This window comes from Streptomyces sp. NPDC042371 (assembly GCF_056437465.1).
In genome coordinates this window covers 54,829-77,869 of the sequence record NZ_JBWKAP010000017.1, presented here as the reverse complement: position 1 = coordinate 77,869, position 23,041 = coordinate 54,829, and the positions used below count along the sequence as shown (strand labels likewise).

The following is a 23,041-nucleotide window of genomic DNA, read 5'->3' as shown; positions in this document are numbered from 1 at the left end:
ATGTTGTTGCGGAGGGCCTGGTCTTCCTCGGCCCAGGGGGTGCGTGGCGCCGGGCCGCGGCCTTGGGGGGCCTTGCCTTCCGCACGTTGCCGTTGCACTTGGCCTGAACCGTTGTGCCCTGCCCTGCCGCTCCGCGGCGGTCTCCCGTCGCTCCGCGACGTGTCTCCGTCGCTCCGCGACGGGCCTTCCCCACCCGCCCGCCCGTTGCTCCGCGATTCGCGGGGCTCGAACTCTCCGTCGCTCCGCGACGGGGCCGCTCTCGTCTCAGCGTAGGAGCCTCATGTCCGCCGCCACCGTCGTCACCGCCACCGCCACCGCCACCGCTGTTCGCGGGGTCAGGCCCGTGCAGCCTGGTACTCGTCCCTCCCTCGCCCTCGTCGCCGCCCTCCTCGGGTTCACCGTCATCACCATCGACGTCACCGCCGTGAACATCGCGCTGCCCGACATTCGAGCCAGCCTGCACGGGGGCATGGCGGGGCTGCAGTGGGTCGTGGATGCGTACACGTTGATGTTCGCCGCGCTGATGCTGTCCGCCGGGGCGCTCGCCGACCGGGCGGGGGCGCGGCGGGCCTACGTCCTGGGTGTGGGGCTCTTCACCGTCGCCTCGCTGGCCTGCGCCCTCGCGCCCGGCATCGGCACGCTGATCGCGGCCCGCGTCGCGCAGGGCGCGGGTGCCGCCGTCGTGATGCCCGCCTCGCTCGCGCTGATCCGGCAGGCCTACGACGACCCGCGTCGCCGGGCCCGTGCCATCGCGCTGTGGACGGTGGGCGGTTCCGTGTCCGTCGCGGTGGGGCCCGTCCTCGGCGGTGTGCTGACGGAGGCCGCCGGGTGGCGTTCCGTTTTCCTGCTCAACCTGCCCGTCGGTGCCGTCATTCTGTTCCTGCTCGCCCGCGTCGACCGCTCCCCGCGTCGGCCCGCTCCGCTCGACCTCGCCGGGCAGGCGACCGCCGTACTCGCCCTGGCCGGGCTCGCGTTCGCGGTCATCGAGGGCGGGCACCTGGGGTGGACGAGCGTGCCCGTGCTCGCCGCCTTCGCCGTCGCCCTCGCCGCCGGGCTCGCCTTCCACCGCGCCGAGAAGCGGCACCCCGCGCCCATGGTCCCGCTCGCACTGCTGCGCCAGCGGCAGGTCGGCGTCGCCCTCGCGGTCGGCTTCGCGGTGAACGCCGGTTTCTACGGCGTGACCTTCCTCCTCGGCCTCTACTACCAGCAGTTGCGCGGCATGTCGGGCGTCGAGGCCGGGCTCATGTTCGTGCCCCTCGCGGCGATCATCACCAGCACCAACCTCATCTCGCCCCGCGCCGCCGAACGGCTCGGGCGGCGCACGGTCATCGTGCTCGGGCAGGCCATCCTCGCCCTCGCCATGTTCGCGCTCGTGCCGCTCGGCGCGGACACGCCCCTGTGGCTCGTCCTCGTGCTGCTCGTCCCCACCGGCCTCGGCGGCGCCTTCGCCGTCCCCGCACTGACCGCCCAGCTCCTCGACAGCGTCCCCGGCGAACGTGCCGGTACCGCGTCCGGGCTCCTCAACTCCCTTCGCCAGACGGGCGGCGCGATGTCCGTGGCCCTGTTCGGGGCGCTGCTCGCGGGTGGGGGTGAAGGGGGTGACGGTGGTGCGGCCTCCGGTTTCTCGCTCTCCGGGATGCACACGGGGCTCGTCGTCGCGGGCCTGACGCTCTGCGCGACGACCGCTCTCGCGGCGTGGCTCCTTCCGCGGGACTGAGTGCCTGTGTCATCACCCCTGCCCCGGGCGCGTTAACTTCGAGGCGTCGGGCATGACATGGCAGGGCGTTGCAGCGCACGGGAGTGAGGGGTGTGGCGTGGCGGTACTGGGCGGGGGGCGTCGGCGGGGCTTGGTGTGGGGCGTCGCGGTGGTCGGTGCCGTTGCCGCGGTGGGGCTGACGCTGGTGGCCGTCCTGGTGGATCTGGACACGGCCGACCGCGTGGCGAGCCTGGTGGGGGCGGTCGCCGGTCTTGCCGGTCTCGGGTTCTCCGCCTATGCGTTGGCGCAGCCGGGCGGGAACGGGAGTGGGGCGGCCGGTCGTGTCGTGCGGGCTCGGGGGCGCGGTGCCGTCGCGGCCGGTGGGGACGTGACGGGGAACGCGTTCGGCGCGAACAGCAAGACGTTCAACGGGCGCGCGAGGGCAAGAACGCAGCCGCAGTCGCCGACGCCGGCGCCCAGTAACCCCGGAGGGCACGTCTCCGCCCGCGGTGACGGCGCCGTCGCCGCCGAAGGCGACGTACGCGGGAACGCCTTCGGGGACGGGAGCGAGGCCGATTCGCGGTGAGTTCCACGGGGAGCGGGAGCGGGAGCGGGAGCGGGAGTGGGAGAGAGGGAGAGGGCCGGATGCCCTCCCGGCAGCGCGTCGGCGTGCGTGGCGACGGGGCCATCGGCGCCGGGGGCGCCATCACCGGCAACGCCATCGGCGAGAACAGCAGCGTCACGCACACGCACACCCATACGTACACCCACATCGAGCAGCAGCTCCTCGTGCAGCGGACCGACCTACCGCACGCCTCCCCGCCGCACGCCTCCCCCGAAGAGGTCGACGCCGCCCTGTGCCAGTACGCCACCCGCGTCCGCGAGTGCTACGGCCGACTCGACCTGGACGTCCTCATCCCCACGGAAGAGGGCGACCATCCGCCGGTCGAGCTCGACGCGGTGTTCGTGCCGCCGCTCGTCCGTGCCGATCCGCCCCCGGTCGAGCTGCCGCGCGATCTCCTCAACCGGCTCCTCGAGTCCGGCGAATGGCCCGACGATCTGCTGCCGCCGGACCTGGAGCTCGATCCGCAGGTGCTGGAGCGGGCGCGCCAGGTGTATCTGGAGCGGCCCGTGCGGGAAGTGCTCGATGTTCTCGCCGATCCCGGTCCCGGGGCGGACCGGACGGTGCTGCTCGGGGATCCGGGCGCGGGCAAGTCGACGCTGGCGCACCACGTGGCGCTGGCCCTGACGGGCTCCGTGCCGCCCGGCCCGTTGGAGGCCCTTTCGGGTCGCGTGCCGCTCGTCGTGGAGCTCCGCGAGTACGCCGCCGCGCCCTGGCGGGACCGTACCTTCGAAGATTTCCTCGACCATCTGCACACCACGAAGGGGCTGGCGCCGCCCCGCCCGGTGCTCGACCTGCTCCTCGCCGAGGGGCGCGTGATCGTCGTCTTCGACGGACTCGACGAGCTCTTCGACCCCGCCGCGCGCGAGCAGGTCGGCCACCGCATCGCCGACTTCGCGAGCCGCTACCGGGCGGCTGGGACGCGGGTGGTCGTCACCTCTCGCGTCATCGGCTACCAGCGCGGCGTGCTCGAACGCGCCGACTTCGCCCACCACATGATCCAGGACCTGAGCGTCGAGCAGATCGGCCGCTTCGCGCGTCAGTGGTACGCGACCGCGTGCCCGCACGACACGGAGCGCGCCGGACGCCTGTCCCGCCGCCTCCAGGAGGCGGTGAGCGACTCCCGGCCCATACGTGAACTCGCGCGCAACCCGCTCCTGTTGACCATCCTGGCCATCATCGGGCGCCGCCGGGAGCTCCCCCGTGACCGGCAGGGCGTCTACCGCCACGCGGTCGCGGTCCTGGTCGCCCACTGGGACGAGCACGCCAAGCACCTGCGGGACCCGGCAGGGGCCGACGCCGTGGCGTACCTGGGCGACGAGGACCGGCACGAGCTCCTCCGCCTCGTGGCGCGCCGCATGCAGGACGGCCGCGGCGGCATCGCGGGCAACCACATCCACGCCGACGAACTCCTCGCCACGTTCAAGCAGTACCTGTGCGAGCAGTACGAACTGCCCGTCGTACAGGCGGTGGCGACGGCCCGGACGATGGTCCGGCAGTTCCGGGAGCGGAACTTCATCCTGAGCCACTACGGGGGCGGGGTGTACGGGTTCGTGCACCGGGCGTTCCTGGAGTACCTGGCGGCGGAGGACATCGACCGGCGGTACACGCGCTACCGGGAGTGGAGCAGGGAGGAGTTCGTCGAGGAGGTCTTCGCCGGGCACGCGGCGGACCCTGCCTGGCACGAGGTGCTGCTGCTCCTGGTCGGGCAGATCGGGGAGCCGGAGGCCGCGGCGGTGATCGACCGGCTGCTGGCGCTGCACCGGTCGCGGACCAGCGAGTACGACACGCGGTTCGTCGTGCTGGCCGTCCGTGCGCTGGCGGAGGTGCGCAGGGTCGGGCCACTGGCGGCACAGAGCCGGGCGGTCGTCGACGCGGTGATCGCTCTGCTGGAGTCGGTGGACTCCGACAACCACGTGCTGCCCGAACTCACCGACGCCCTACCCGCGTTCGGGGCCTTCGCGCCGCACTGGAGCGGCCGGGCCCGGCTGCTGCGCTGGTTTCATCTGCGGGGGCAGTACGCGCGTGCGGCGGGGCTGTCCGTACGGATCGCCTGCGCGCTGTATCAGGGGGCGGCACCGCACCGGATCATGGCGGTGCACGGCCATACCCCGGAGTTGCAGGGCGAGGCCATGTCGCAGCTGGTTCGCAAGTGGGGCGGCGAGAGTGCGACCTGGGACGTGATCCGCGGGCGCATGGTCGCCGACCGGGCCTCCGAGGCCCGCAAGGCCGCCCTGTTGCTCCTGCGCGAACACCGGTGGGACGAGGTGGCCACGCGGGAGCTGGTGAGGGAGCGGGCGGTCGCCGACCCGAGCGAATGGGTGCGCAAGGCCGCGCTGCACGCGCTCGCCACGGCGCCGTCGGGCGAGGAGGCGGATGTGGTCGCCCAGGCCCGGGACCGTGTGACGGCCGACCCTCATCCGCTGGTCCGTGGTGAGGCGCTGCGGTCCCTGGCCCGCTTGCGGGGCGGCGAGGAGGAGACGCTGCGGCTGATCCGGACCGCGGTGACGTCCGCCGCGGAGCCGGTCGTGCGCGCCGCGGCTCTGGAGGTCCTGTATCTGCAGTGGAAGTCGGACCCCGGCACGCGCGACCTGGTCGCCGAGGTCGCTGTCCGGGATTCCGCGGTCCGTGTCCGGCATTTGGCGTTGGCGGTGCTGCCGCACGGTTGGCGGGACGAGGCCGCAACCCTGCGTCTCCTCTGCGAGCGCGCCGTCGACGACCCCGATGAGCTCGTCCGCGGTGCCGTGGTGGATTCGATGATGACCGATTGGCCAGAGCACCGCCGGGTCCGGGAGCTGGTGGGCGACCGCTTGCGGCACGACCCCTCCGAATACGTCCGCTACAGGGCTCTGGATGCGTGGCGCCGGGGGCCGGACGACGATGATGCCGCGTGGGAACCGCTGCGTCATTGCGCACGGCACGACGAGCGGTTCACGATGCGCAGTCTCGCTCTGCACAAGCTGAGTGACCTCGCGGGGGACGACGACGCCACCGCGGAACTGCTGCGCGACCGCCTGCTCGGCGACCCCGACGGCGGCACCCGCGCCAACGCCCTGCACCTGCTCACGAAGGTGCGCCCCGCCGACGAGGACGTCTGGCGACTGGCCCGGGAACTGGCGGTCGACGCCCCGGACGGGGCCACCCGTGCGGGCACCCTGAGTCGGCTGGCCGTGGGCCGGGGCGAGGATCCCGGCACGTGGCAACTCGTCCGGGGCCGCGCCGTCACCGACCCCGACCAGCGCGTCCGGCTGGAGGCCGCCCAGCAGTTGGGTGCCCGGGACGACACGGGGGACCTCCTCCGCTCCCTGGCGGTGGGCGACCCCGCCCCGTCGGTCCGCCGCACCGCCTTGCAGGCCCTGGGGCGGCGTCCGGACGGCGTGGTCGGCGGCTGGCGGGCCATCGCCGGTCTCGCCGCCACCGACCCCGACGACCGCACCCGCCTCGTCGCCCTCCAACTGCTCGGCGTCCTGCGGGCGTCGGACCCGGATACGGGTGATGTCCTGCGCGAGCGTGCGCGCTCCGACGACGACCCCAAGGTCCGCCGCTCGGCGCTGCGTTGGCTGGCCGTCGTCGACCCGGGCGACTCCGGCGCCGAGGCGGCCCGCGACCGCGCCGTCGCCGACCCGGCCGCCGACGTCCGCATCGCCGCCCTGCGCGTCCTGGCGTTCGGCTGGCCGACGCGCCCGGACACGCTGCCGCTGCTCAGGGAGCGGACCGGCGCCGACGCGGACGCGGAGGTCCGTGAGGAGGCCGTACGCGCCCTCGCCGCGGCGGAGGCACTGGCGCCGCTCGACGGGGAGCAGCCGTGACGCGCGGGGCGGGCAGGGGCGGACCGTCAGGCGGCCCCGCAGCCCCGGGCGACCGTGAAGGCGACCTCGTGGACGGAGTTCCGGGAGCCCGGCGGAGGCTGGACGCGGCCCGCCGCGTCCGTCGCGCGTGAGCGGACCGTGTGCGGGCCCGGCGCGAGCGCGCGGCGCAGGGAGAAGCCCTGCCAGGCCGGGTCGGCGCCGAGGACGTCGAGGGTGGCCGGTTCCCACGGGCCGCCGTCGAAGGAGAGGTCGAGGCGGGTGACCTCCGTCGTGCTCCAGGTGCGGCCCCTGAACGCCCAGGTTCCGTAGGGGAGTTCGGCGCCGCCCGCCGGGGAGAGGATCTTGCTGTTGACGTCCACCGCGCGCACCGGCTGCGGGGTGTCGTGACCCGGGAGCGTCCGCGTGTAGAAGGTCGTCGTGAACATGAGCTCCGGGCGCTCGTCCGTCAGGACGATCCGGGTCAGCCACTTCACCGAGTTGGTGCCGAACATGCGCGGGACCACGGCCCGCAGCGGGGACCCGTGCCGGGCGGGCAGGGGCCCGCCGTTCATGCCGTGGGCGAGGAACACGTCGCGGCGGGCGGTCTCCAGGGGGAGGTCCTTCACGTACGCGACGCCGTCCTCGCCGTGGAAGGAGCCGGTGTCCGCACCCTCGAAGAGCACGTGCCGGGCGGCGGGCAGCGGGCCCGCGCGGTCCAGGAGCTCGGCCAGCCGCAGGCCCGTCCACTCGATGTTCGTCACCGCGCGCGTGGGCGTGTCGGGCCGGAGCGGGCTGCCGAAGCACTCGTGGACGGCGATGAGCTGGTCGGACGGCAGGGCGCGGAGCGCCGCCAGGTCCAGGCGCAGGGGGCGCTCCACCAGGCCCTCGACCGTCAGCGTCCAGGCCGCCGGGTCGATGTCGGGGAAGCCGAGGTGGGCGCGTACGAAGACGTTGTCCACCGGGGTGACGAAGTCGGGGCCCGGCGCGGGGTCCGCGTGCGAGGGGTCTTCCGGCGGGGGCGTGAGGGGCGGCGTGAGCGGCGTGGCGGGCGGCGTGGTGGGTGCGGTCATCTGGCGGCTCCCTTTCCGGGGCTGCCGGGGCTTCCCGGGCCCTCCGGTTCCGCGCCCGGCTCCGTTCCGCCGCGGTGCGGCGCCGCGTCCGACCCCTTCATCGCCAGGACGAACAGGGCCAGCATGGCCAGGGACAGAGCTGTGGGCGCTATGAGCATGACGAGAAATCCCCCCGGTTCCCGAAGTCGTGCAAACCTCAAGATCCTAGGGGGACGACGCGCCGCGGCCCACTCCTTTTTGCCGTGCACCGGCGTGCACCGCCGTGCGCCGCCCTGCACCGGCCCGCAACGGGGTACGGCCCCGCCTCGGAGCCGTACCCCAACACCTGCGGAACCAACACCGGCCGCCCGCTCAGCAGTTGCCCCGCGCCTCCTTCCCCGCGAACCGCTCCGCCAGCCACTGCGTGGCGAACGGCGACTGGGTGATCACGCCGCTGACGTGCTCGCCGACCGGCACCGTGTGCCACTCCACGTTCGCGCCCCGTGCGCACCAGTCCGCGCGGACCTGCTTGCCCACGGCGTACGGAATGAGCTCGTCCGCGAGCGCGTGGTACTGGTAGACGGGCGCGTCCGGCTTGACCGTGCCGACCCGCGACTCGTTCAGGCGCTGCTTCCAGTCGGGCTGTTCCAGGGGGTTCTTCGTCGTCATCGACGCGATCGTCCTGAACGAGCCGAGCACCGAGCCGTCCGCGACGCAGGAGTTCCGCAGCGCGCCGATCAGCTTCTTGCCCTCCGGGTTGAGGTAGGAGTCGAGCTTCAGCTCGGGGAAGGCCGCGTTCTGGCCGATCGCCGCCATGAAGATCAGGCCCGACCCGTACAGGCCGTCGTTGGACTTCGCGACCTTCAGCAGGTCCCCGGGGATGCCGCCGGTCGCCGTGCCCTTGACGTCGAGGTCGGGTGCGTACGAACCGTGCAGTTCCGCCGCCCACGACGAGGCCTGGCCGCCCTGCGAGTAGCCCATGATGCCGACCGGCGTGTCCTTGCCGAGGCCCGCCTCGGGCAGGCGGATCGCGGCGCGGGCCGCGTCCAGCATGGCCTGGCCCTCGGCGCGGCCCACCGTGTACGTGTGGTCCCCGGGGGTGCCGAGGCCCTCGTAGTCGGTGACGGCCACCGCCCAGCCGCGCAGGGTGAGCTGCTGGATGAGGTTGGCCTCCAGCGTGGTGCCCTTGGGGAAGCCCGCGCTGGGGGCGCAGTGGTCGCCGACGCCGACGGTCCCCACGGCGTACGTGATCAGGGGGCGCGGGCCCTTCCTGCCGTCCTGCGGCACGATGACCGTGCCCGAGACGGTGTTCGGCTCGCCCTTGGCCGTGGTCGAGCGGTAGTGGATCTTCCAGGCCCTGGTGTTCGTCGGCTGGCCCGGCAGCGGGTGGAAGCTGCTGGGCTCGGAGGCCACGATGTCGCCGGGGGAAACGGCGGCCGGGGCTGCTCCGACGGAGTCTCCGGTGGGGCTTCCGATGGGCCTTTCGGTAGGCCGTTCGGTGGGGGTTCCGGCAGTGGGCCCGGTGCCTTCCGCGTGTGCCGTGGTGAGCGGGGTGACGGCCGACAGGCCGAGCGCGGCCACCACGGCCCACGCTCTGACGCTGGTACGTGTGTGCATGCGGCTCTCCCAACTGTCCTCAGGGGCGGGGGTGTTCGGGGGGGTTCTGGCAACGACCGTAGTGACCTGCGGGTAATCGCCGGGATGACCGGGACGCTCACCTTCGTTGACTCCGTCTCGCAGGTATCCAGGGGGCCGTCACGGCGCTACGTTCCCAGAGGGGGAGCCGCGGGGCTCGGAACGACTGGGGGTGTGGCGATGCTCGACGACGCCATGACAGCGCTGGCGGCCGAGGGGTCGGCCGCCGTCGTGCAGGCCGCGGGGACGGACGCCTGGGGCGGTGTGCGGGGACCGGTGGCCCGGTGGTTCGGCCGGGGCGACCCGGCGCGCGAGCGGGCCGAGCTGGCCCGTCTGGACCGCACGGACACGCAGCTCACGGGGGTGGACGGCGATCTGGGGCGGCGGCTGCGCGGGGACGAGCAGATCTCCTGGCGCACCCGCTTCGAGATCGCTCTGGACGACCTGGACGACGGCGTGCGCCGGGCCCTGGGCGACGGACTGCGGGAGCTGGTGAAGGAGCTGCGGGCCACCATCGCGCGCAGCGGGCCCACCGTCGGGCACCTGACGGCCTCCGGGCCCGGCGGGCAGGCCACCCTGGGCCCCGTCGTGAACTACGGCAGCCCGGTCAACATCGGCGAGATGCACGGGGACCTGCGGCTAGACCGCCCTTCCCCGCCGGATCCGGCCGAGGGCTGAGCGGACCGGCGGGTGTCAGGCCGTTCACACGGCACAGCCCCCACATCGTCGGAGTACTGCCCCAGGAGGCGCACTGTTTCCAGGACCGAGGCGTCGGCAGACGGCTCGCGCACGAGATGGCCGACGGCGGCACCGCCGTGCTCGGCCAGGTCCTCTCCGGCACCGGCGGGGTCGGCAAGACCCAGCTGGCCGCCCGCTATGCCCGCGACCTGCTGCACAGCGGCGAGGTCGACCTGCTCCTGTGGGTGACCGCGGTCAAGCGTGAGGCCGTCGTCGCGGCGTACGCGCAGGCCGCCGAGGACGTTCTCGGCATCACCTTCGCCGACTCGGAGCAGGCCGCCGCCCGCTTCCTGGCCTGGCTGGAGCCGCGGCCGCCCGGCGACGACGGGGAGCAGGGGCCCGGCTGGATGGTGGTGCTCGACGACCTCACCGACCCGGTCGACCTGCTCGCCGACCCCGTCACGCCCCGCATCGCCCTGTGGCCGCCCGCGGGCCCGCACGGCAGGACCCTGGTCACCACGCGGCGCCGCGACGCCGTGCTGACCGGGCACGGGCACCGCTGCATCGACGTCGGCCTGTTCGACAGGGAGGAGTCGGTCGCGTACCTCACGCAGGTGCTCGCGGGGGAGCGCAGGGACACGGGCAACGGCTCGGACCCGGCCGTGGCACAGTCGCCCGACTGCATCGCGCTGCTCGCCGAGGACCTCGGGGACCTGCCGCTCGCGCTGTCGCAGGCCGCGGCGTACCTCCTGGAGACCGGCCTCGACTGCCCCCGCTACCGCACCCTCCTCGCGGGCCGCACGCGTGACCTGGCCCGGCTGGTGCCCGAGCCCGGCTCGCTGCCCGACGCGCAGACCGTCACCCTCGCCGCGACCTGGTCGCTCTCCGTCGACCGCGCCGACCGGATGCGGCCGCGGGGCCTGGCGAGCCCGCTGCTCGTCCTCATCGCCCTCCTCGACCCCAGCGGCATCCCCGCGGCGGTGCTCACCGGCGCGGCGGCCCGCGGCTACCTCGCCCGGCACCGCGCCGGACCCGGACCGGGCGAGCGGCCCGAGCGGCCCGAGCGGCCCGAAGAGCCCGAGCGGTCCGAAGACCCCGATGAACCTGAAGAGCCCGTGGAGGCCTTCGACGCCGTCGACGCCCTGCGCGCCCTGCACCGCATGCACCTCATCGACTACACGCCCGGCGTCCCCCACCAGGCCGTCCGCGTCCACCAGCTGGTCCAGCGCAGCATCCGCGAGACCCTCACCCGGGACCGCACCGACGAGGCCGCGGTGGCCGTCGCCGACGCGCTGGTCGAGGCCTGGCCCGAGGTCGAGAAGGACGCCGCGCTCGGCCGGGCGCTGCGGGCGAACGCCGACGCGCTGCGGAGCGTCGCCGACGGGCCGCTGTGGGCGGAGGAGGCGCACGACGTGGTCTTCCGGTCGGTGTCCAGCGTGGCGGCGGCCGGGCACTACACGCGCGCCCTGGAGCAGTTCAAGACCCTGGTGCGGCAGGCCGAGCTGCGCCTGGGGCCCGACCACCGCGACACCCTCAGGGCCCGGCTCAACCTGGCCGAGATGTGGGCGATGTCGGGCCACCCGCTGGTGGCGGTCGGTGAACTCCGGGAGGTGGCCGCCGACACCGAGCGGGTCTGCGGGCCCGACGACCCCGAGACCCTGCGGACCCGGCACTCCCTCGCCCATGCGCGGGCGCTCGCCGAGGACGTGCCCGGCGCCCTCGTGGCGTTCGAGCAGGTCCTGTGCGACTTCCAGCGCGAGCTGGGGGACGAGGCGCCCGAGACGCTGAGCGCCCGCAGCTTCCTCGCCCTGTGGTGGGGCGAGGCGGGCGACACGGCCGGGGCGATCGCCGCCCTCGAACAGCTCATCGCCGACCGCGAGGGGCTCCTCGGCCGCGACCACTCCGAGCTGTTCTGGGCCCGGCACAACCTCGCCGGTTACCGGGGGCGCGCGGGGGACACGGACGGCGCCGTGACGGCGTACGAGGAACTGCTCGCCGACCGGGAGCGGGTGCTCGGCCCCGATCACACCGACACCCTGGCCAGCCGCGCCGAACACGCCTACTGGCTGCGGGAGTCGGGCCGCAACACGGTGGCGCTGCTGGCCCTGGAGCGGCTCGTCGTCGACATGGAGCGGGTCCTCGGGTCCTGTCACATCGAGCTGTACGGCGTGCTGCGCAGCCTCGCCTTCTGCTGGGAGGAGGCGGGCGACATCGCGGGCTCCGTCCTCGCCCACCGGCAGCAACTGGAAGAGCTGCGCGACGTCTTCGGACCCGACCACGCCACGACGGCGGAGGCCGCCGTCACCCTGACCCGCGCGCTGATCCACCGCGGACGGGAGCTGCGCGACGACAGCAGGACCGCACCATCCGACTCCGAACGGAGAACCGCCATGCCGGAAGAGACCAGCCAGTCGCGGCCCGCCCGCCTGGAGCAGGCCCTCGCCTGCTTCTACGAGGCGCGCGGCCTGACCGACCCCGAGGAGTCCCCGGGCGTCTACGGCATCATCCTGCACGACATCGCCGACACCTACCGCGACGCCCGTGACCTCAAGGAGGCCGTCGAGTACTTCCGGCAGGCGGTCTCGTACAAGCAGCAGGCGGACAATCCGAGCGACCTCGCCACGACGATGACCGCGCTCGCCAACACGCTGGTCGCGATGGGCGAGCGGACCGAGGCGCGGGACGTCCTTGAGCGGCTCACCGTGGAGGTCCCGAAGATCGGGGACACGGAGCGGCGGGCGGCCGTCCTGCACAACATGGCCTTGACTCATGAGGAGTTGGGCCGCATGGGCGTCGAGGGTGCCTACGCCGACGCGGTGGCCGCCTGCCAGGCCGTGCTCGCCCTGGTCGACGGCGAATCCGACCCCGGCTGGTACGCGTCCGTGCTCAAGGACATGGGGGACGTGTACGACGCGCAGGAGATGCTGCCGCAGGCGCACGCGGCGTACGAGGAGGCCGTGCGGTACACCCGCCGCATCGAGGGCACGTCCACGTCACTGATCACCGTGCTGATCGCCCTCGGTCGCACCAGCAGGCGGCTCGGCAAGCAGGAGGGCGATACGACGGTGTCCGGCGACGGCGCGGCGGTCAACGGCGCGCGCTTCGACCACGCGAGGTCTCAGCCGCGCGACGCCCCCTCGGCGACTCCGGCGGACGCCGCACCGCCGTCCGACGGTCCGCCGCCCCCGCCGGGCGGCCCGGCACCGGGCGGCCCTTCGGACGGCGAGGAGTCGTAGGGACCCGCTCCGGACGGGCGTTCCGTCTCCGTGCGGTAGGAGCCGGGCGTCGTGCCCGTCCAGCGACGGAACGCCCGGTGGAACGCCGTGTCCTCGGAGAAGCCGAGTCGGGCCGCGAGCTCCGCGATCGGCTCGTGGCCCTCCACGAGCCCCGCGATCGCGGCGTCGCGCCGCACCGCGTCCTTCAACTGCTGGTACGACGTGGACTCCTGGGCGAGCCTGCGGCGCAGCGTCGCCGGGCTCACCGCGAGCCGCGCCGCGATCTCGCCGAGGGAGGGCAGCCGCGGCGAGGAGCGCAGGGCGCGGGCGAGGACGCGGCGCACCTGCTCGGCGACCGTCGTGCCGTACTCGCGCCGGGAGAGGAGCTCGAAGGGCGCCCGGCGCAGCATCTCGTCCAGCGCGTCCTCGTCCCTGATGAGCGGCGCGTCGAGCCAGTGCGCATCGAAGCCCGCGCCGGTCCGCTCGGCGCCGAACCGCACGGGGCACCCGAAGAGCAGCTCGTACTCGTCCTTGTGCGGCGGCGGGGGATGCCCGAACTCGGCCCAGTTCAGCGGGATGCGGCGCCCGATCAGCCAGCTGCACAGCCGGTGCCAGATGATGACGAGGCACTCGGCGAGGAAGTAGTCCTGTTCGAGGTCGTTGCGGACGCCGAACACCGCCTCGCCGCCGCGCCGTTCGAGGACGAGGTCGGGGCCGCCGGGAAAGAGCCCGTAGAACGTGGCGCCCCGCTGCACGGCGGCGCCGAGATCGCGGCAGCCCAGCGCGGCCTGGCACATCATCGCGAACGTCCCCGGCCTGCTGAGGGCGGAGCCGAGGCCGAGGAACTCGTCCTGCGTCGCCCGGTACAGCTCCCGGAAGAGCCGGGCGAACTGCGGCGCGGTGACCCGGGCCCGGTCGTCCCCGAGGAGCAGCGGCGGAATCTGCGCTCCCCGCAGCAGCGGCACCGTGTCCACACCGTGCCGCTCGGCGCCGCGCAGCACGGCCCGTACGTGGTGCACGGTGATCGTCCGCCTGGCCATGTCACGACGTTAGCGCCGGGAAGGCCGACGCACCTACCTCCTCGCCGACAACGACAGCGACGGTCCGCGGTCCGCCCTGAGCGGCCCGGCCAGTGGTGCTGACGTTTCCCGTCAGCCCCGGGGCCGGGCGGGCTCCTTAGCGTCGTAGGCATGCAGCTGACGCGGAAGGACCCCGAGAAGCCGTCCGAACTGCCCGGCACCCTCGCCCTCCTGTCGGAGTGGGCGGCCGCCCGCCATGCGGAGCTGCCCGCCCTGCGTTTCCGGCGGGGCGGGGAGTGGGCCGAGATGTCGTACGCGGAACTCCGGGACGCCGCACGCCGGGTGGGCCGGGCGCTGCTCGCGCTCGGTGTGCGGGCGGGCGACCGGGTCGCGGTCCTCGCCGAGACCCGCCCCGAGTGGACCTGCACCCACTTCGGTGTCTTCGCGGCGGGCGCCGTCGTGGTCCCGGTCTATCCGACGGCCGGGGACGACGAGGTCGTGTGGGTCCTGTCGGACTCGGGCGCCGAGGTGGTGATCTGCGAGGACGAGGCGCAGGCCGCGAAGGTCGAGCGGCTGCGGGAACGGCTGCCCGGGGTGCGGCACGTGGTCCTCATGACGGTGGAACCCGAAGAACTCGGGCCGCTGAAAGCGCTGTTGGAGCGTGCGGACGCCTGCCGCGCCACGGACCTGGCCACCGTCATCTACACCTCCGGCACCACGGGACCGCCCAAGGGCTGTCTGCTCACGCACGGCAACCTGCTGGCCGTGCAGGCCGCCACACTCCCGCTCGTGGACGGCGGGCCCGGCGAGTCCACGTACCTCTATCTGCCGCTCGCCCATCTCCTGGCCCAGCTCATCGAGTTCACGACGCTCATCGCGGGCGGCACGCTCACCTTCTTCGGCGGCCGCGTCGAGGACGTCGTCGCCGAGCTCGCCGAGGCGCGGCCGACGCATCTGCCGTCCGTGCCGCGGCTGTTCGAGAAGGTGCGGTCCGTGGTGCTGTCCCTCGCCGAGGCGCAGGAGGGCGGGCGCGAGCGGTTCGACGAGGCCGTCCGTATCGGGGTGCTGGCCGCGGACGGCGTGCTGCCCGACGAGCTGCGGGACGCGTACGAGGCCGCCGACAAGGCGCTCTACGGCCTGGTCAGGGAGGCGCTCGGCGGGCGCGTCCGGTGGGCGCTGACCGGCGGGGCACCCATCGCGCCGGACACCGTCGACTTCCTGCGGGCCTGCGGGATCGCGGTCTACGAGGGGTACGGGATGACGGAGTCGGCGGGCGTCCTCACCCTCAACCACCCGGGTGCGGTCCGCTACGGGACGGTCGGCCGTCCCGTCGACGGCGTGGAGATCCGCATCGCCGACGACGGGGAGGTCCTGGCCCGGGGCGCCATGGTGTTCCCCGGCTACCACAACGACCCCCGGGCCACGGCCGACGTCCTCGACGGCGAAGGGTGGCTGCACACGGGGGATCTGGGCGCGCTCGACGAGGACGGGTTCCTCACGATCACGGGCCGCAAGAAGGACCTCATCATCACCTCCGGCGGCAAGAACCTCACCCCGTCGCTGAGTGAACTCGCCATCCAGGCATCGCGGTTCGTGTCCCGTGCCGTGATGGTCGGCGACCACCGGCCTTATCCGGTCGCCCTCGTCACGCTGGACGCGGAGGAGGTCGCGGGGTGGGCGGCGCGGGAAGGGGTGACGCTGACCGGACCCGCCGCCCGCGACCCGCGCGTCCGCGCCCTGGTCCAGGAGGCGGTGGACGCCGCCAACGCCACGGTCTCGCGGCCCGCCCGCATCCGTGACTTCACCGTCCTGGACGAGGACTTCACGGTGGAGGACGGCCTGCTCACGCCGAGCCTGAAGGTGCGCAGGAAGGCCGTGACGGAGCGGTACGCGCGGACGGTGGACGAGCTGTACGAGCGGGGGGCCGCTGCCGGGGCCCGGTAGCCGCGGGCCGCTACTGGACTCCGGCCAGCCGCAGCAGCGCCGTGGTCGCCGCCGCGCCCACCACGACCACGGCGAACGGCGCCCTGCGCCAGGCGAGCACGCCGCCCGCCAGCACCCCGGCGGGCCTCGCCCACCCCGCGAAGCCCTGCCCCTCGGTGAGCGCCCCGGTGGCGAGCAGTGCGACGAGCAGCACGGTGGCGCCCACGCCCAGCAACTCCTGCACGCGGACGGGGAGTTCGACGCGGCCGTGCAGGACGGGCCCGGCCAGGCGGAAGACGTACGTTCCCGCGGCCAGCGCGAGGATGCAGGCGAGTGTGGCGTTCATGAGGCGCTCCTCGAAGAGGCGGGGCGGGGGCGGCGGGGTCCGCGGCGGGCCGCGAGCAGGCCGAGGAGTGCGAGGAGCACCGGGACGCCCGCGGGCAGCAGCGGCGCCGCGACGACCGCGATGACGGCACCGGCCGCCGAGGCCCGCCGGGCCGCGCTGTCGGCGCGCAGGGCGGGCAGCACCAGGGCGAGCAGCACCGCGGGGAACGCGGCATCGAGCCCGAACCGGGCGGTGTCGCCGATCGCGGACCCGGCGAGGGCGCCCGCGAGCACGCTGAGGTTCCAGGCGGCGAACAGGCCGATGCCGGATATCCAGAAGGCGGCCCTGCGCTGCCTGCGGCCCTCCTGCGCGAGGACGAACGCGGCGGTCTCGTCGGTGACGAGGTGCGCGCCGATCAGCCGCGCGGTCCAGGACCGGCCGAGGTCGTCGGCGAGGGCCAGACTGAACGCCGCCGTGCGGGAGTTGAGCAGCAGCCCGGTCGCCGCGGCCGCCACCGGGCCGCCGCCCGCGGTGAGCACGCCGACCGCGCTGAACTGGGCGGAGCCCGCGTACACGAGCAGCGACATGAGCACCGGCACCCACACGGGAAGCCCGCCCCCGACGGCGATGGCGCCGAAGGAGATGCCGACGACGGCGTCGGCGAGCCAGACGAGCGCGATGTCGCGCAGCACGCCGGGCGGCAGGTCGGAGAGGCGGACGAGGCCGGTGGACCCCTCGTCCGTTCGGCAGGACGGATCGTCTGTTCGGTGTGGCGAACGCATGCGTCGTAGGATGGGCGGAGAGGATCGCGTTCGTCAAGCCGAACGATCGGTCCCCTGTAGCGAACGGACGGGGAAGAGGGCTAGGAGTAGCAGTGATGACCGACGCGTCCCGCATGCCGCGCGAGTGGGTGGCCGCGGCCCTGCGCCGCGAGCGCACCAGGGCTGGGCTCTCCCTCTCCGAGCTGGCCAAACGCGCGGGCATCGCGAAGTCCACGCTGTCCCAGCTGGAGGCGGCCACCGGCAACCCCGGCATCGAGACGCTCTGGGCGCTGGCCGTCGCGCTCGGCGTCCCGTTCAGCGTGCTCGTGGAGTCACCCGCCCCCGCCGTGACGGTGATCCGCGCGGGCGAGGGCCCGACCATGCACGCGGAGAACTCCTCCTACGCGGGCACGCTGCTCTCCCCGGGGCCGACGGGCGTGCGGCGCGACATCTACCACGGGGCGCTGGAGCCGGGCGCGGCCCGCGAGTCCGACCCGCACATCCCGGGCTCGATGGAGCATCTGGTCATCAGCACGGGCCGACTGCTCGCGGGACCGGTGGGCGAGACGGTGGAGCTGTCCGTCGGCGACTACATGTCGTACCGCGGGGACGTGCCGCACTCGTACCAGGCCCTGGAGCCGGGCACGACGTTCGTGATGATCATGCAGCACACCTAGGGCCCTTCTGACGGATCTCCGGTGGGCGTCAGTTCTTGCGCGGCTTCGGGGTCAGCAACTGCTCGCGCAGCGCGGTCAGTTGGTGCGAGGTGTCGACCGCCCGCGCCTCGTCGAGCGTGGTCAGCGCGAGCAGCAGCGCGTCCGCGACCAGCAGCGCGGTCAGCGCCTCCGTGGTGATGCCCGTGGGGGTGTGCGGGGCGGTTAGGACGGCGTCCACCCGTGGCCCGTACAGCTCGGCCAGCTCGTCCGTGACCAGGACGATCCGGGCGCCGACCGCCCGCGCCCGCTCGATCAGGACGGACAGCTCGGTCAGCGCGCGGCCGGGCTGGAAGATCACCACCGCGTCGCCCTGCCGGATGCCGAGCAGCGCGTCGGCGAGGGCGAAGCCGGTCGCGCCCAGGTGGCGGGAGCGGCGGCCGATGCGGCCGAGCGCCAGCGCCATGTGCCGGGCGGCGGGTTCGGACGCGGCGACGCCGTAGCAGTGGATCTCGGCGGCCTCCGCGAGCGCCTCCACCGCGGTGCGCAGCGCGTCGTCGGGGGTGAGTCTGCGGGCGTGCTCGATGCGTTCCTGTGCCTCGTCGAACACCTCGTCCCAGATGCCGCCGAGGTCCCGGCCGACGTGGTCGATGCGCTGCTTCAGGCGGACCTCGGGCGCCACCGCGGAGGTGAAGTCCGACGCCAACTCCCTTTTGAGCGCGGGCAGTCCCGCGTACCCGAGGCGCTGCAGGGCGCGCACGACCGTGGCGTTGCTGGTGCCGCTCGCCGTGCCGAGCTCCTGCGCGCTGGCGAAGACCAGGGACTGGGGCGGCGCGCTCGCCAGGTACTGGGCGACCGCGCGCTCCGAGGCGGACAGGGCTTCCCACTGGTCGCGCACGGCGGACCGGAGCCGCTCCACGCCGCGCTCCGCACCCTCTGAAATTTCCATTACAGCTATTGACTCTCGTGTGACGGCGGTTACTCTCCTGGGCAACGCATTCCAAATGGAGAGTTTCTTGTAATCGACGTTACAGGCTCTCCGTCGCTAGGAGAACCATGGCACCCCGCACGCTCCCCGTGATCGAGATCTCCGGTACGCCCGTCGAACGCGGCCGTCAGTACGGCGAGGCCGTCCGCCCCCAGCTCCGCGCCGCGCTCGGCTACTACGAGGAGGCGTTCGGCCAGTCCGCCGGGCTGACCTGGGACCGCGTCACCGCACGGGCCGCCCGCTGGCTGGAGCCCGTCCGCGCCCACGCCCCCCACTACGTCGACGAGATGCAGGGCATCGCCGACGGAGCCGGGGCGACCCTGCTCGACGTGCTCGCCCTGAACGCCCGCGGGGAGGTCATCTACGACAAGTCGTTCGCCGAGATGGCGGCGCCCTCACAGCCTTCGGTGGAAGAACCCGCCGAGGGCTGCACCTCCTTCGCCGCCTACGGAGAGGCCAGCGGCGACGGCCACGTCTACGCGGGCCAGAACTGGGACTGGCGCGCGGGCGTCGCCGACACCGTCGTCATGCTCCGCGTCGTGCAGCCCCCGAAACCCACTCTGATCATGCAGGTCGAGGCGGGCCAGATCGGCCGCCAGGGCGCCAACTCCGCCGGTATCGCGCTCAACGCCAACGGCCTCGGCGGCCGTTTCGACGAGAAGGTCGGCCTGCCGCAGACTGTCGTGCGCCGCAGCGTCCTCGACCAGCCCACCATCACCGACGCCCTCGACGTGCTCTGCCGCACCCGCGCCCACATCGCCAGCAACGCCCTGCTGACCTGCCGCGAAGGCTTCGCGATCGACCTGGAGACCACGCCCGCGGGACACGGCTGGATGTACGCCACCGACGGCCTCCTCGTGCACGGCAACCACTACCAGGCAGGCATCCCCGCCGCCCTCGCCGCCGACTACCGTCCCCTCTCGTCCGACTCCCTGGTCCGCGTCCCCCGCGCCGAACAGGGACTGCGCGCCCTGCGCGCCGCCACCGGCCCCGACGAGTCCCTGAAGCTGATCAAGCAGGCGATGTCCGACCACCTGGGACTGCCCGAGTCGCTGTGCACCCACCCCGACCCGCGCCGCCCCGCCGTCAAGCACTGGACCACGCTCGTCTCCTCCTGCGCGGACCTGACCAGCGGCGACTACCACGTCACCGCGGGCACCCCGTGCGACCGCGACTACCAGCACATGCCCTGGAACCTCTACGACGGCCCGTACGGAGACCACTCATGAGCACGTCGAGAACCGCACGCGCGGCCGCGGCGGGCCTGGCCGCCACCGCCCTGCTCGCCACCGCCTCCTGCAGCGGCGCCGACCTGGCCACGACCGGCGGTGCCCCCGCCGACGCCGCCAAGCTGAAACTGTCCGCCACGACACCCGCCGCCAAGGGCACGCAGGACAAGGCCGACTGGCTCCTGGAGGACGAGCCCGACTCCCTCGACCTCGACACCCAGGGCTCCAGCGCGGGACGGGTCGTCCTCACCAACGTCTGCGAACGGCTCTACCAGCTGCGGCCCGACATGAGCATCGAGCCGCACCTCGCCACCAAGGCCCGCACCCCCGACGACAGGACCCTGGTCCTGACCGTCCGCGACGGCGTCACCTTCCACGACGGCTCGCGGCTCACCGCCGACGACGTTCTGTGGAGCCTGCGCCGCCACGCGGACCCCGACATGGAACAGGCCGACGAGTTCGGCAACGTCCGCTCGATGAAGAAGACCGGCGACCACGAGATCACCATCCGCTTCAAGGCCCCCGACGCCCTCTTCACCAAGGCCCTCGCGGGCGACGCGGGCATCGTCTGGAACAAGAAGCAAGTCACGGCCGCGGGCAAGGAGTTCGGCACCCCCGGCCAGGACGACGCCTGCTCAGGACCGTACGAGCTGACGAAGTGGAAGTCCGGCGACTCCCTCACCATCGAGGAGTACGAGGGGTACTGGGGCAAGAAGCCGCGCACCCGGCAGGTCACCTTCCGCTGGGCTTCCGACAGCGCCCTGGTGAACGCGCTGAAGACGGGCGCCGCCGACGGGACGTACGCCGAATCCCCCAACACCGCATCCGCCCTGCGCGGCGCCGATGGCCTCGACCAGCACTACGGCCCGTCCACCGCCTCGCTCGCCCTCATCCCGACCGGCCGCGGCGGACTCAAGGACCCGCAGATCCGCCGCGCCCTCTCCCTCGCCATCGACCGCACCGGCATCGCCAGATCCGGCTACGGCGGCCTCGTCCAGCCCTGGGCCACCCCCGTCGGCTCCGGGGCGTGGGGCTACGAGAAGCCCCGGTTCGCCGCCGCCCAGCGGAAGTTGGCCGCCGCCGCCCCCGCCTCGCCCACCGCCGACGACCTCGCCGAGGCCAAGCGCCTGGTGAAGTCCGCGGGCGCCCCCACCGACCCCGTCGTCATCGGCACCGACAGCACCCAGGGCCGCACCGTCGTCGCCAACGCCGTACGCGCCGCCCTCCAGCGGATCGGCCTCAAGGGGCAGATCAAGACCGTGCCGACCGCCCAGTTCGAGGAGTTCTACAGCGACCCGCAGGCCCGCGCCGACATCGACGTCCTGGTGGGGGACTGGTACATCTCCAAGGCCGACCCCATGGGCTTCTACGACAACGGCCTCTCCGACTCGCCCAACAACTGGGTCGGCTTCAAGGACGCCACGTACGACAAGCTCGTGCGCCGCGCCCTCGGCACCCTCGACGACACCCGGCGCGCGAAGCTCGCCGTCGACGTGCAGCGCAGGTTCGTCGACGCCGCCGTGTGGATTCCGCTCGCCCAGGTGCCGACCGCGCTCGTCCTGAACGACCGCATGACGGGCCCGCCCGCATCCCAGTCCTACCTCTACTACCCGTGGGCCGCCGAACTCGGCCCGAAGAAGGGCTAGGTGAGCGGCATGACCTCCTTCGTCCCCCGGCTGATCCGCCGCCTCGCGGGGCTGCTCGCCACCCTGTTCGCCGCGTCGTTCGTCATCTTCGCCGCCGTGTACGCGGCGCCCGGCGACCCCGCCGTGTTCCTCGCGGGCGGCCGCGACAAGCTCACCCCGGAACGGCTCGCCACCGTCCGCGCCCAGTACCACCTGGACGAGCCCCTCGTCGTCCAGTACGGACGCTGGCTGTGGGACTGCGTCCACCTCGACCTCGGCCGGTCCTTCAAATACAGCGACCAGGTCTCCGACCTCGTCGCCGCCCGCTTCCCGACCACGCTCCAACTCGTCGCGTACGCCACCGTGCTGTTCGTCGTCCTCGGCGTCGGCGCGGGCGTCCTCGCCGCCGTGAAGCGCTCCACGTGGGTCGACTCGGCCGTCGTCGGCGGGACCACGCTCGCCGCCTCCGTGCCGTCGTTCGTCGCCGCCATCGCCCTCGTCTCGCTCTTCGGCGTGCAGCTCGGCTGGTTCCCGGTCACCGGCAGCGGCGAGGGATTCACCGGCACCCTGCACCACCTCACCCTGCCCGCCCTGTCGCTCGCGCTCGGCGCCCTCGCGATCATCAGCCGGGTGACCCGCCAGGCCATGGCCGACGCGGCCGCCGCCGACCACGTCGAGGCGGCCCGCGCCTCCGGCGTCCCGGAGCGGGAGATCATCCGGCGCCACGTCCTGCGCAACGCGCTGGGCCCCATCGTCACGATGTGCGGCCTCGTCATGGCGGGCATGCTCGCGGGCACGGTCGTGGTCGAGACCGCCTTCGGCATCAGCGGCATCGGCTCGCTGCTCGTCGGCGCCATCAACACCCACGACTTCCCCGTCGCCCAGGCCGTCCTCCTCCTCATGGTCACCGGCTACATCGTGGTCACCACGCTGGTGGACCTGGCGCACCCGCTCCTGGACCCCCGAGTGAAGGGAGCCACGTCGTGACGACGCCCGCCCTCGCCCCCGCCCCGCAGCTGCCCGTACGCCCCCGGCGCCCCGTCGCCGTCACGGTCGCCGGAGCCTTCCTCGCCCTGGTCGTCCTCGCCGCGGTCCTCGCGCCGCTGCTGGCCCCCTACGCCCCCGACGCCATCGACCTCTCCGCCTCCCTGGTCGGCACCGGCGGCGAGCACCTGCTCGGCACCGACTCCTCCGGCCAGGACCTGCTCTCGCGCGCCCTGTACGGGGCCAGGACGAGCCTGATCGCGCCGGTCCTGCTGCTCGCCGTGGCATCCGTGCTCGGCGTCTTCCTCGGCGTCCTCGCCGCCTGGCGCGGCGGCTGGGTGGACGCCGTGGTCTCCCGCCTGACCGACGTGATGTACGCCTTCCCCGGCCTGCTGTTCACCGTCCTGATCATCGCGGTCTTCGGCGCGGGCATGACGACGTCGGTGCTCGCCCTCGGCCTGGCCTTCACCCCCACCATCGCCAAGTACACGCGCTCCCTTGCCCTTTCGGAGGCCCGCAAGCCGTACGTCGACGCCTACCGGGTCCTCGGCATGGGCGGCGCCCGCATCTGCGCCGCCCACGTCGTCCCGAACCTGGCCCGCGCCGTCCTCGGCTACCTCGTGGTCCTCTTCGGCGAGGCGCTGATGTCCCTGGCGACCCTCTCCTACCTGGGCTTCGGGGCCCAACCCCCGTCCTCCGACTGGGGCCTGATGGTGCAGGAGGGGCAGGCCGCCGTCGTCCAGGGCGCCCTGCTGCCCGCCATGGTGCCGGGCACCACCATCGCGCTCGTCGTCGTGTCCTTCAACGTGGTCGGGGTCTGGGCCGCCGACCGGCTAGGGAGCCAGTGAGCC

At 73.6% G+C, this 23,041-nt stretch carries 18 protein-coding genes; 11 read left to right on the top strand and 7 right to left on the bottom strand.

Annotation, left to right across the window (positions count from 1 at the left end):
• The first annotated feature begins 280 nt into the window (after positions 1-280).
• The 3 genes from AC068B_RS36050 to AC068B_RS36040 all read left to right on the top strand — a co-directional run bounded on the left by AC068B_RS36050 (position 281) and on the right by AC068B_RS36040 (position 6,127).
• Positions 281-1,717: an MFS transporter gene (locus AC068B_RS36050; RefSeq protein WP_478675720.1), complete on the top strand. Its 1,437-nt coding sequence runs from the start codon at positions 281-283 to the stop codon at positions 1,715-1,717.
• Between the two features lie 97 nt (positions 1,718-1,814).
• The gene (locus tag AC068B_RS36045) at positions 1,815-2,282 is read left to right on the top strand and encodes a hypothetical protein (protein WP_478675719.1); all 468 of its coding nucleotides are present in this window, start codon (positions 1,815-1,817) and stop codon (positions 2,280-2,282) included.
• A 59-nt stretch (positions 2,283-2,341) separates the two neighbouring features.
• A complete protein-coding gene (locus AC068B_RS36040; protein WP_478675718.1) occupies positions 2,342-6,127 on the top strand; it encodes an NACHT domain-containing protein in 3,786 nt (1,261 codons plus the stop codon).
• A 26-nt stretch (positions 6,128-6,153) separates the two neighbouring features.
• Here AC068B_RS36040 and AC068B_RS36035 read toward each other — a convergent pair whose 3' ends face one another.
• From AC068B_RS36035 to AC068B_RS36025, 3 genes are all read right to left on the bottom strand, one after another.
• On the bottom strand, positions 6,154-7,176 hold the full coding sequence (locus AC068B_RS36035; RefSeq protein ID WP_478675717.1) for a molybdopterin-dependent oxidoreductase: 1,023 nt from the start codon (positions 7,174-7,176) through the stop codon (positions 6,154-6,156).
• Positions 7,173-7,334 carry a hypothetical protein gene (locus tag AC068B_RS36030; protein WP_478675716.1) on the bottom strand — a complete coding sequence of 54 codons (162 nt, stop codon included), beginning with the start codon at positions 7,332-7,334 and terminating at the stop codon, positions 7,173-7,175. Before AC068B_RS36030 ends, AC068B_RS36035 begins: the two co-directional genes overlap by 4 nt.
• Positions 7,335-7,527: 193 nt before the next feature.
• Positions 7,528-8,772: a lipase family protein gene (locus AC068B_RS36025; protein WP_478675715.1), complete on the bottom strand. Its 1,245-nt coding sequence runs from the start codon at positions 8,770-8,772 to the stop codon at positions 7,528-7,530.
• Positions 8,773-8,970: 198 nt separating this feature from the next.
• Here AC068B_RS36025 and AC068B_RS36020 point away from each other — a divergent pair, with 198 nt between their 5' ends.
• Both AC068B_RS36020 and AC068B_RS36015 read left to right on the top strand, forming a co-directional pair.
• The gene (locus tag AC068B_RS36020; protein ID WP_478675714.1) at positions 8,971-9,468 is read left to right on the top strand and encodes a hypothetical protein; all 498 of its coding nucleotides are present in this window, start codon (positions 8,971-8,973) and stop codon (positions 9,466-9,468) included.
• A gap of 116 nt (positions 9,469-9,584) precedes the next feature.
• A complete protein-coding gene (locus tag AC068B_RS36015) occupies positions 9,585-12,704 on the top strand; it encodes a tetratricopeptide repeat protein (RefSeq protein ID WP_478675713.1) in 3,120 nt (1,039 codons plus the stop codon).
• Here the strand turns inward: AC068B_RS36015 and AC068B_RS36010 are convergent.
• Positions 12,587-13,723, bottom strand: a complete 1,137-nt coding sequence (locus AC068B_RS36010; protein WP_478675712.1) for an AraC family transcriptional regulator — start codon at positions 13,721-13,723, stop codon at positions 12,587-12,589. The two genes, AC068B_RS36015 and AC068B_RS36010, sit on opposite strands and share 118 nt — an antisense overlap.
• Before the next feature lie 150 nt (positions 13,724-13,873).
• Here AC068B_RS36010 and AC068B_RS36005 point away from each other — a divergent pair, with 150 nt between their 5' ends.
• Positions 13,874-15,646 carry an AMP-dependent synthetase/ligase gene (locus AC068B_RS36005; RefSeq protein ID WP_478675711.1) on the top strand — a complete coding sequence of 591 codons (1,773 nt, stop codon included), beginning with the start codon at positions 13,874-13,876 and terminating at the stop codon, positions 15,644-15,646.
• A gap of 10 nt (positions 15,647-15,656) precedes the next feature.
• Here AC068B_RS36005 and AC068B_RS36000 read toward each other — a convergent pair whose 3' ends face one another.
• Positions 15,657-15,971, bottom strand: coding sequence for an AzlD domain-containing protein (locus AC068B_RS36000; protein WP_478675710.1), 315 nt, complete (start codon positions 15,969-15,971; stop codon positions 15,657-15,659).
• Positions 15,968-16,732 carry an AzlC family ABC transporter permease gene (locus AC068B_RS35995; protein ID WP_468555709.1) on the bottom strand — a complete coding sequence of 255 codons (765 nt, stop codon included), beginning with the start codon at positions 16,730-16,732 and terminating at the stop codon, positions 15,968-15,970. Before AC068B_RS35995 ends, AC068B_RS36000 begins: the two co-directional genes overlap by 4 nt.
• A gap of 95 nt (positions 16,733-16,827) precedes the next feature.
• Between AC068B_RS35995 and AC068B_RS35990 the strand changes: the two genes are divergently transcribed.
• Positions 16,828-17,388 carry a helix-turn-helix domain-containing protein gene (locus AC068B_RS35990; RefSeq protein ID WP_478675709.1) on the top strand — a complete coding sequence of 187 codons (561 nt, stop codon included), beginning with the start codon at positions 16,828-16,830 and terminating at the stop codon, positions 17,386-17,388.
• 28 nt (positions 17,389-17,416) lie between these two features.
• Here AC068B_RS35990 and AC068B_RS35985 read toward each other — a convergent pair whose 3' ends face one another.
• Positions 17,417-18,313, bottom strand: coding sequence for a MurR/RpiR family transcriptional regulator (locus AC068B_RS35985; RefSeq protein ID WP_478675708.1), 897 nt, complete (start codon positions 18,311-18,313; stop codon positions 17,417-17,419).
• A gap of 107 nt (positions 18,314-18,420) precedes the next feature.
• On the opposite strand from AC068B_RS35985, the gene AC068B_RS35980 reads away from it, so the two are divergent.
• From AC068B_RS35980 to AC068B_RS35965, 4 genes are read left to right on the top strand one after another with little or no spacing between them, the layout of a single operon-like run.
• Entirely contained in the window at positions 18,421-19,581 is a 1,161-nt protein-coding gene (locus AC068B_RS35980; protein ID WP_478675707.1) for a C45 family autoproteolytic acyltransferase/hydolase, read from the top strand.
• The gene (locus tag AC068B_RS35975; RefSeq protein WP_478675706.1) at positions 19,578-21,227 is read left to right on the top strand and encodes an ABC transporter substrate-binding protein; all 1,650 of its coding nucleotides are present in this window, start codon (positions 19,578-19,580) and stop codon (positions 21,225-21,227) included. Before AC068B_RS35980 ends, AC068B_RS35975 begins: the two co-directional genes overlap by 4 nt.
• A gap of 9 nt (positions 21,228-21,236) precedes the next feature.
• Complete coding sequence (locus tag AC068B_RS35970) at positions 21,237-22,193, top strand: ABC transporter permease (protein WP_356252031.1); 957 nt, start codon at positions 21,237-21,239, stop codon at positions 22,191-22,193.
• Complete coding sequence (locus tag AC068B_RS35965; protein WP_478675705.1) at positions 22,190-23,038, top strand: ABC transporter permease; 849 nt, start codon at positions 22,190-22,192, stop codon at positions 23,036-23,038. The genes AC068B_RS35970 and AC068B_RS35965 overlap by 4 nt, the downstream gene beginning before the upstream one ends.
• The last annotated feature ends 3 nt before the right edge of the window (positions 23,039-23,041 follow it).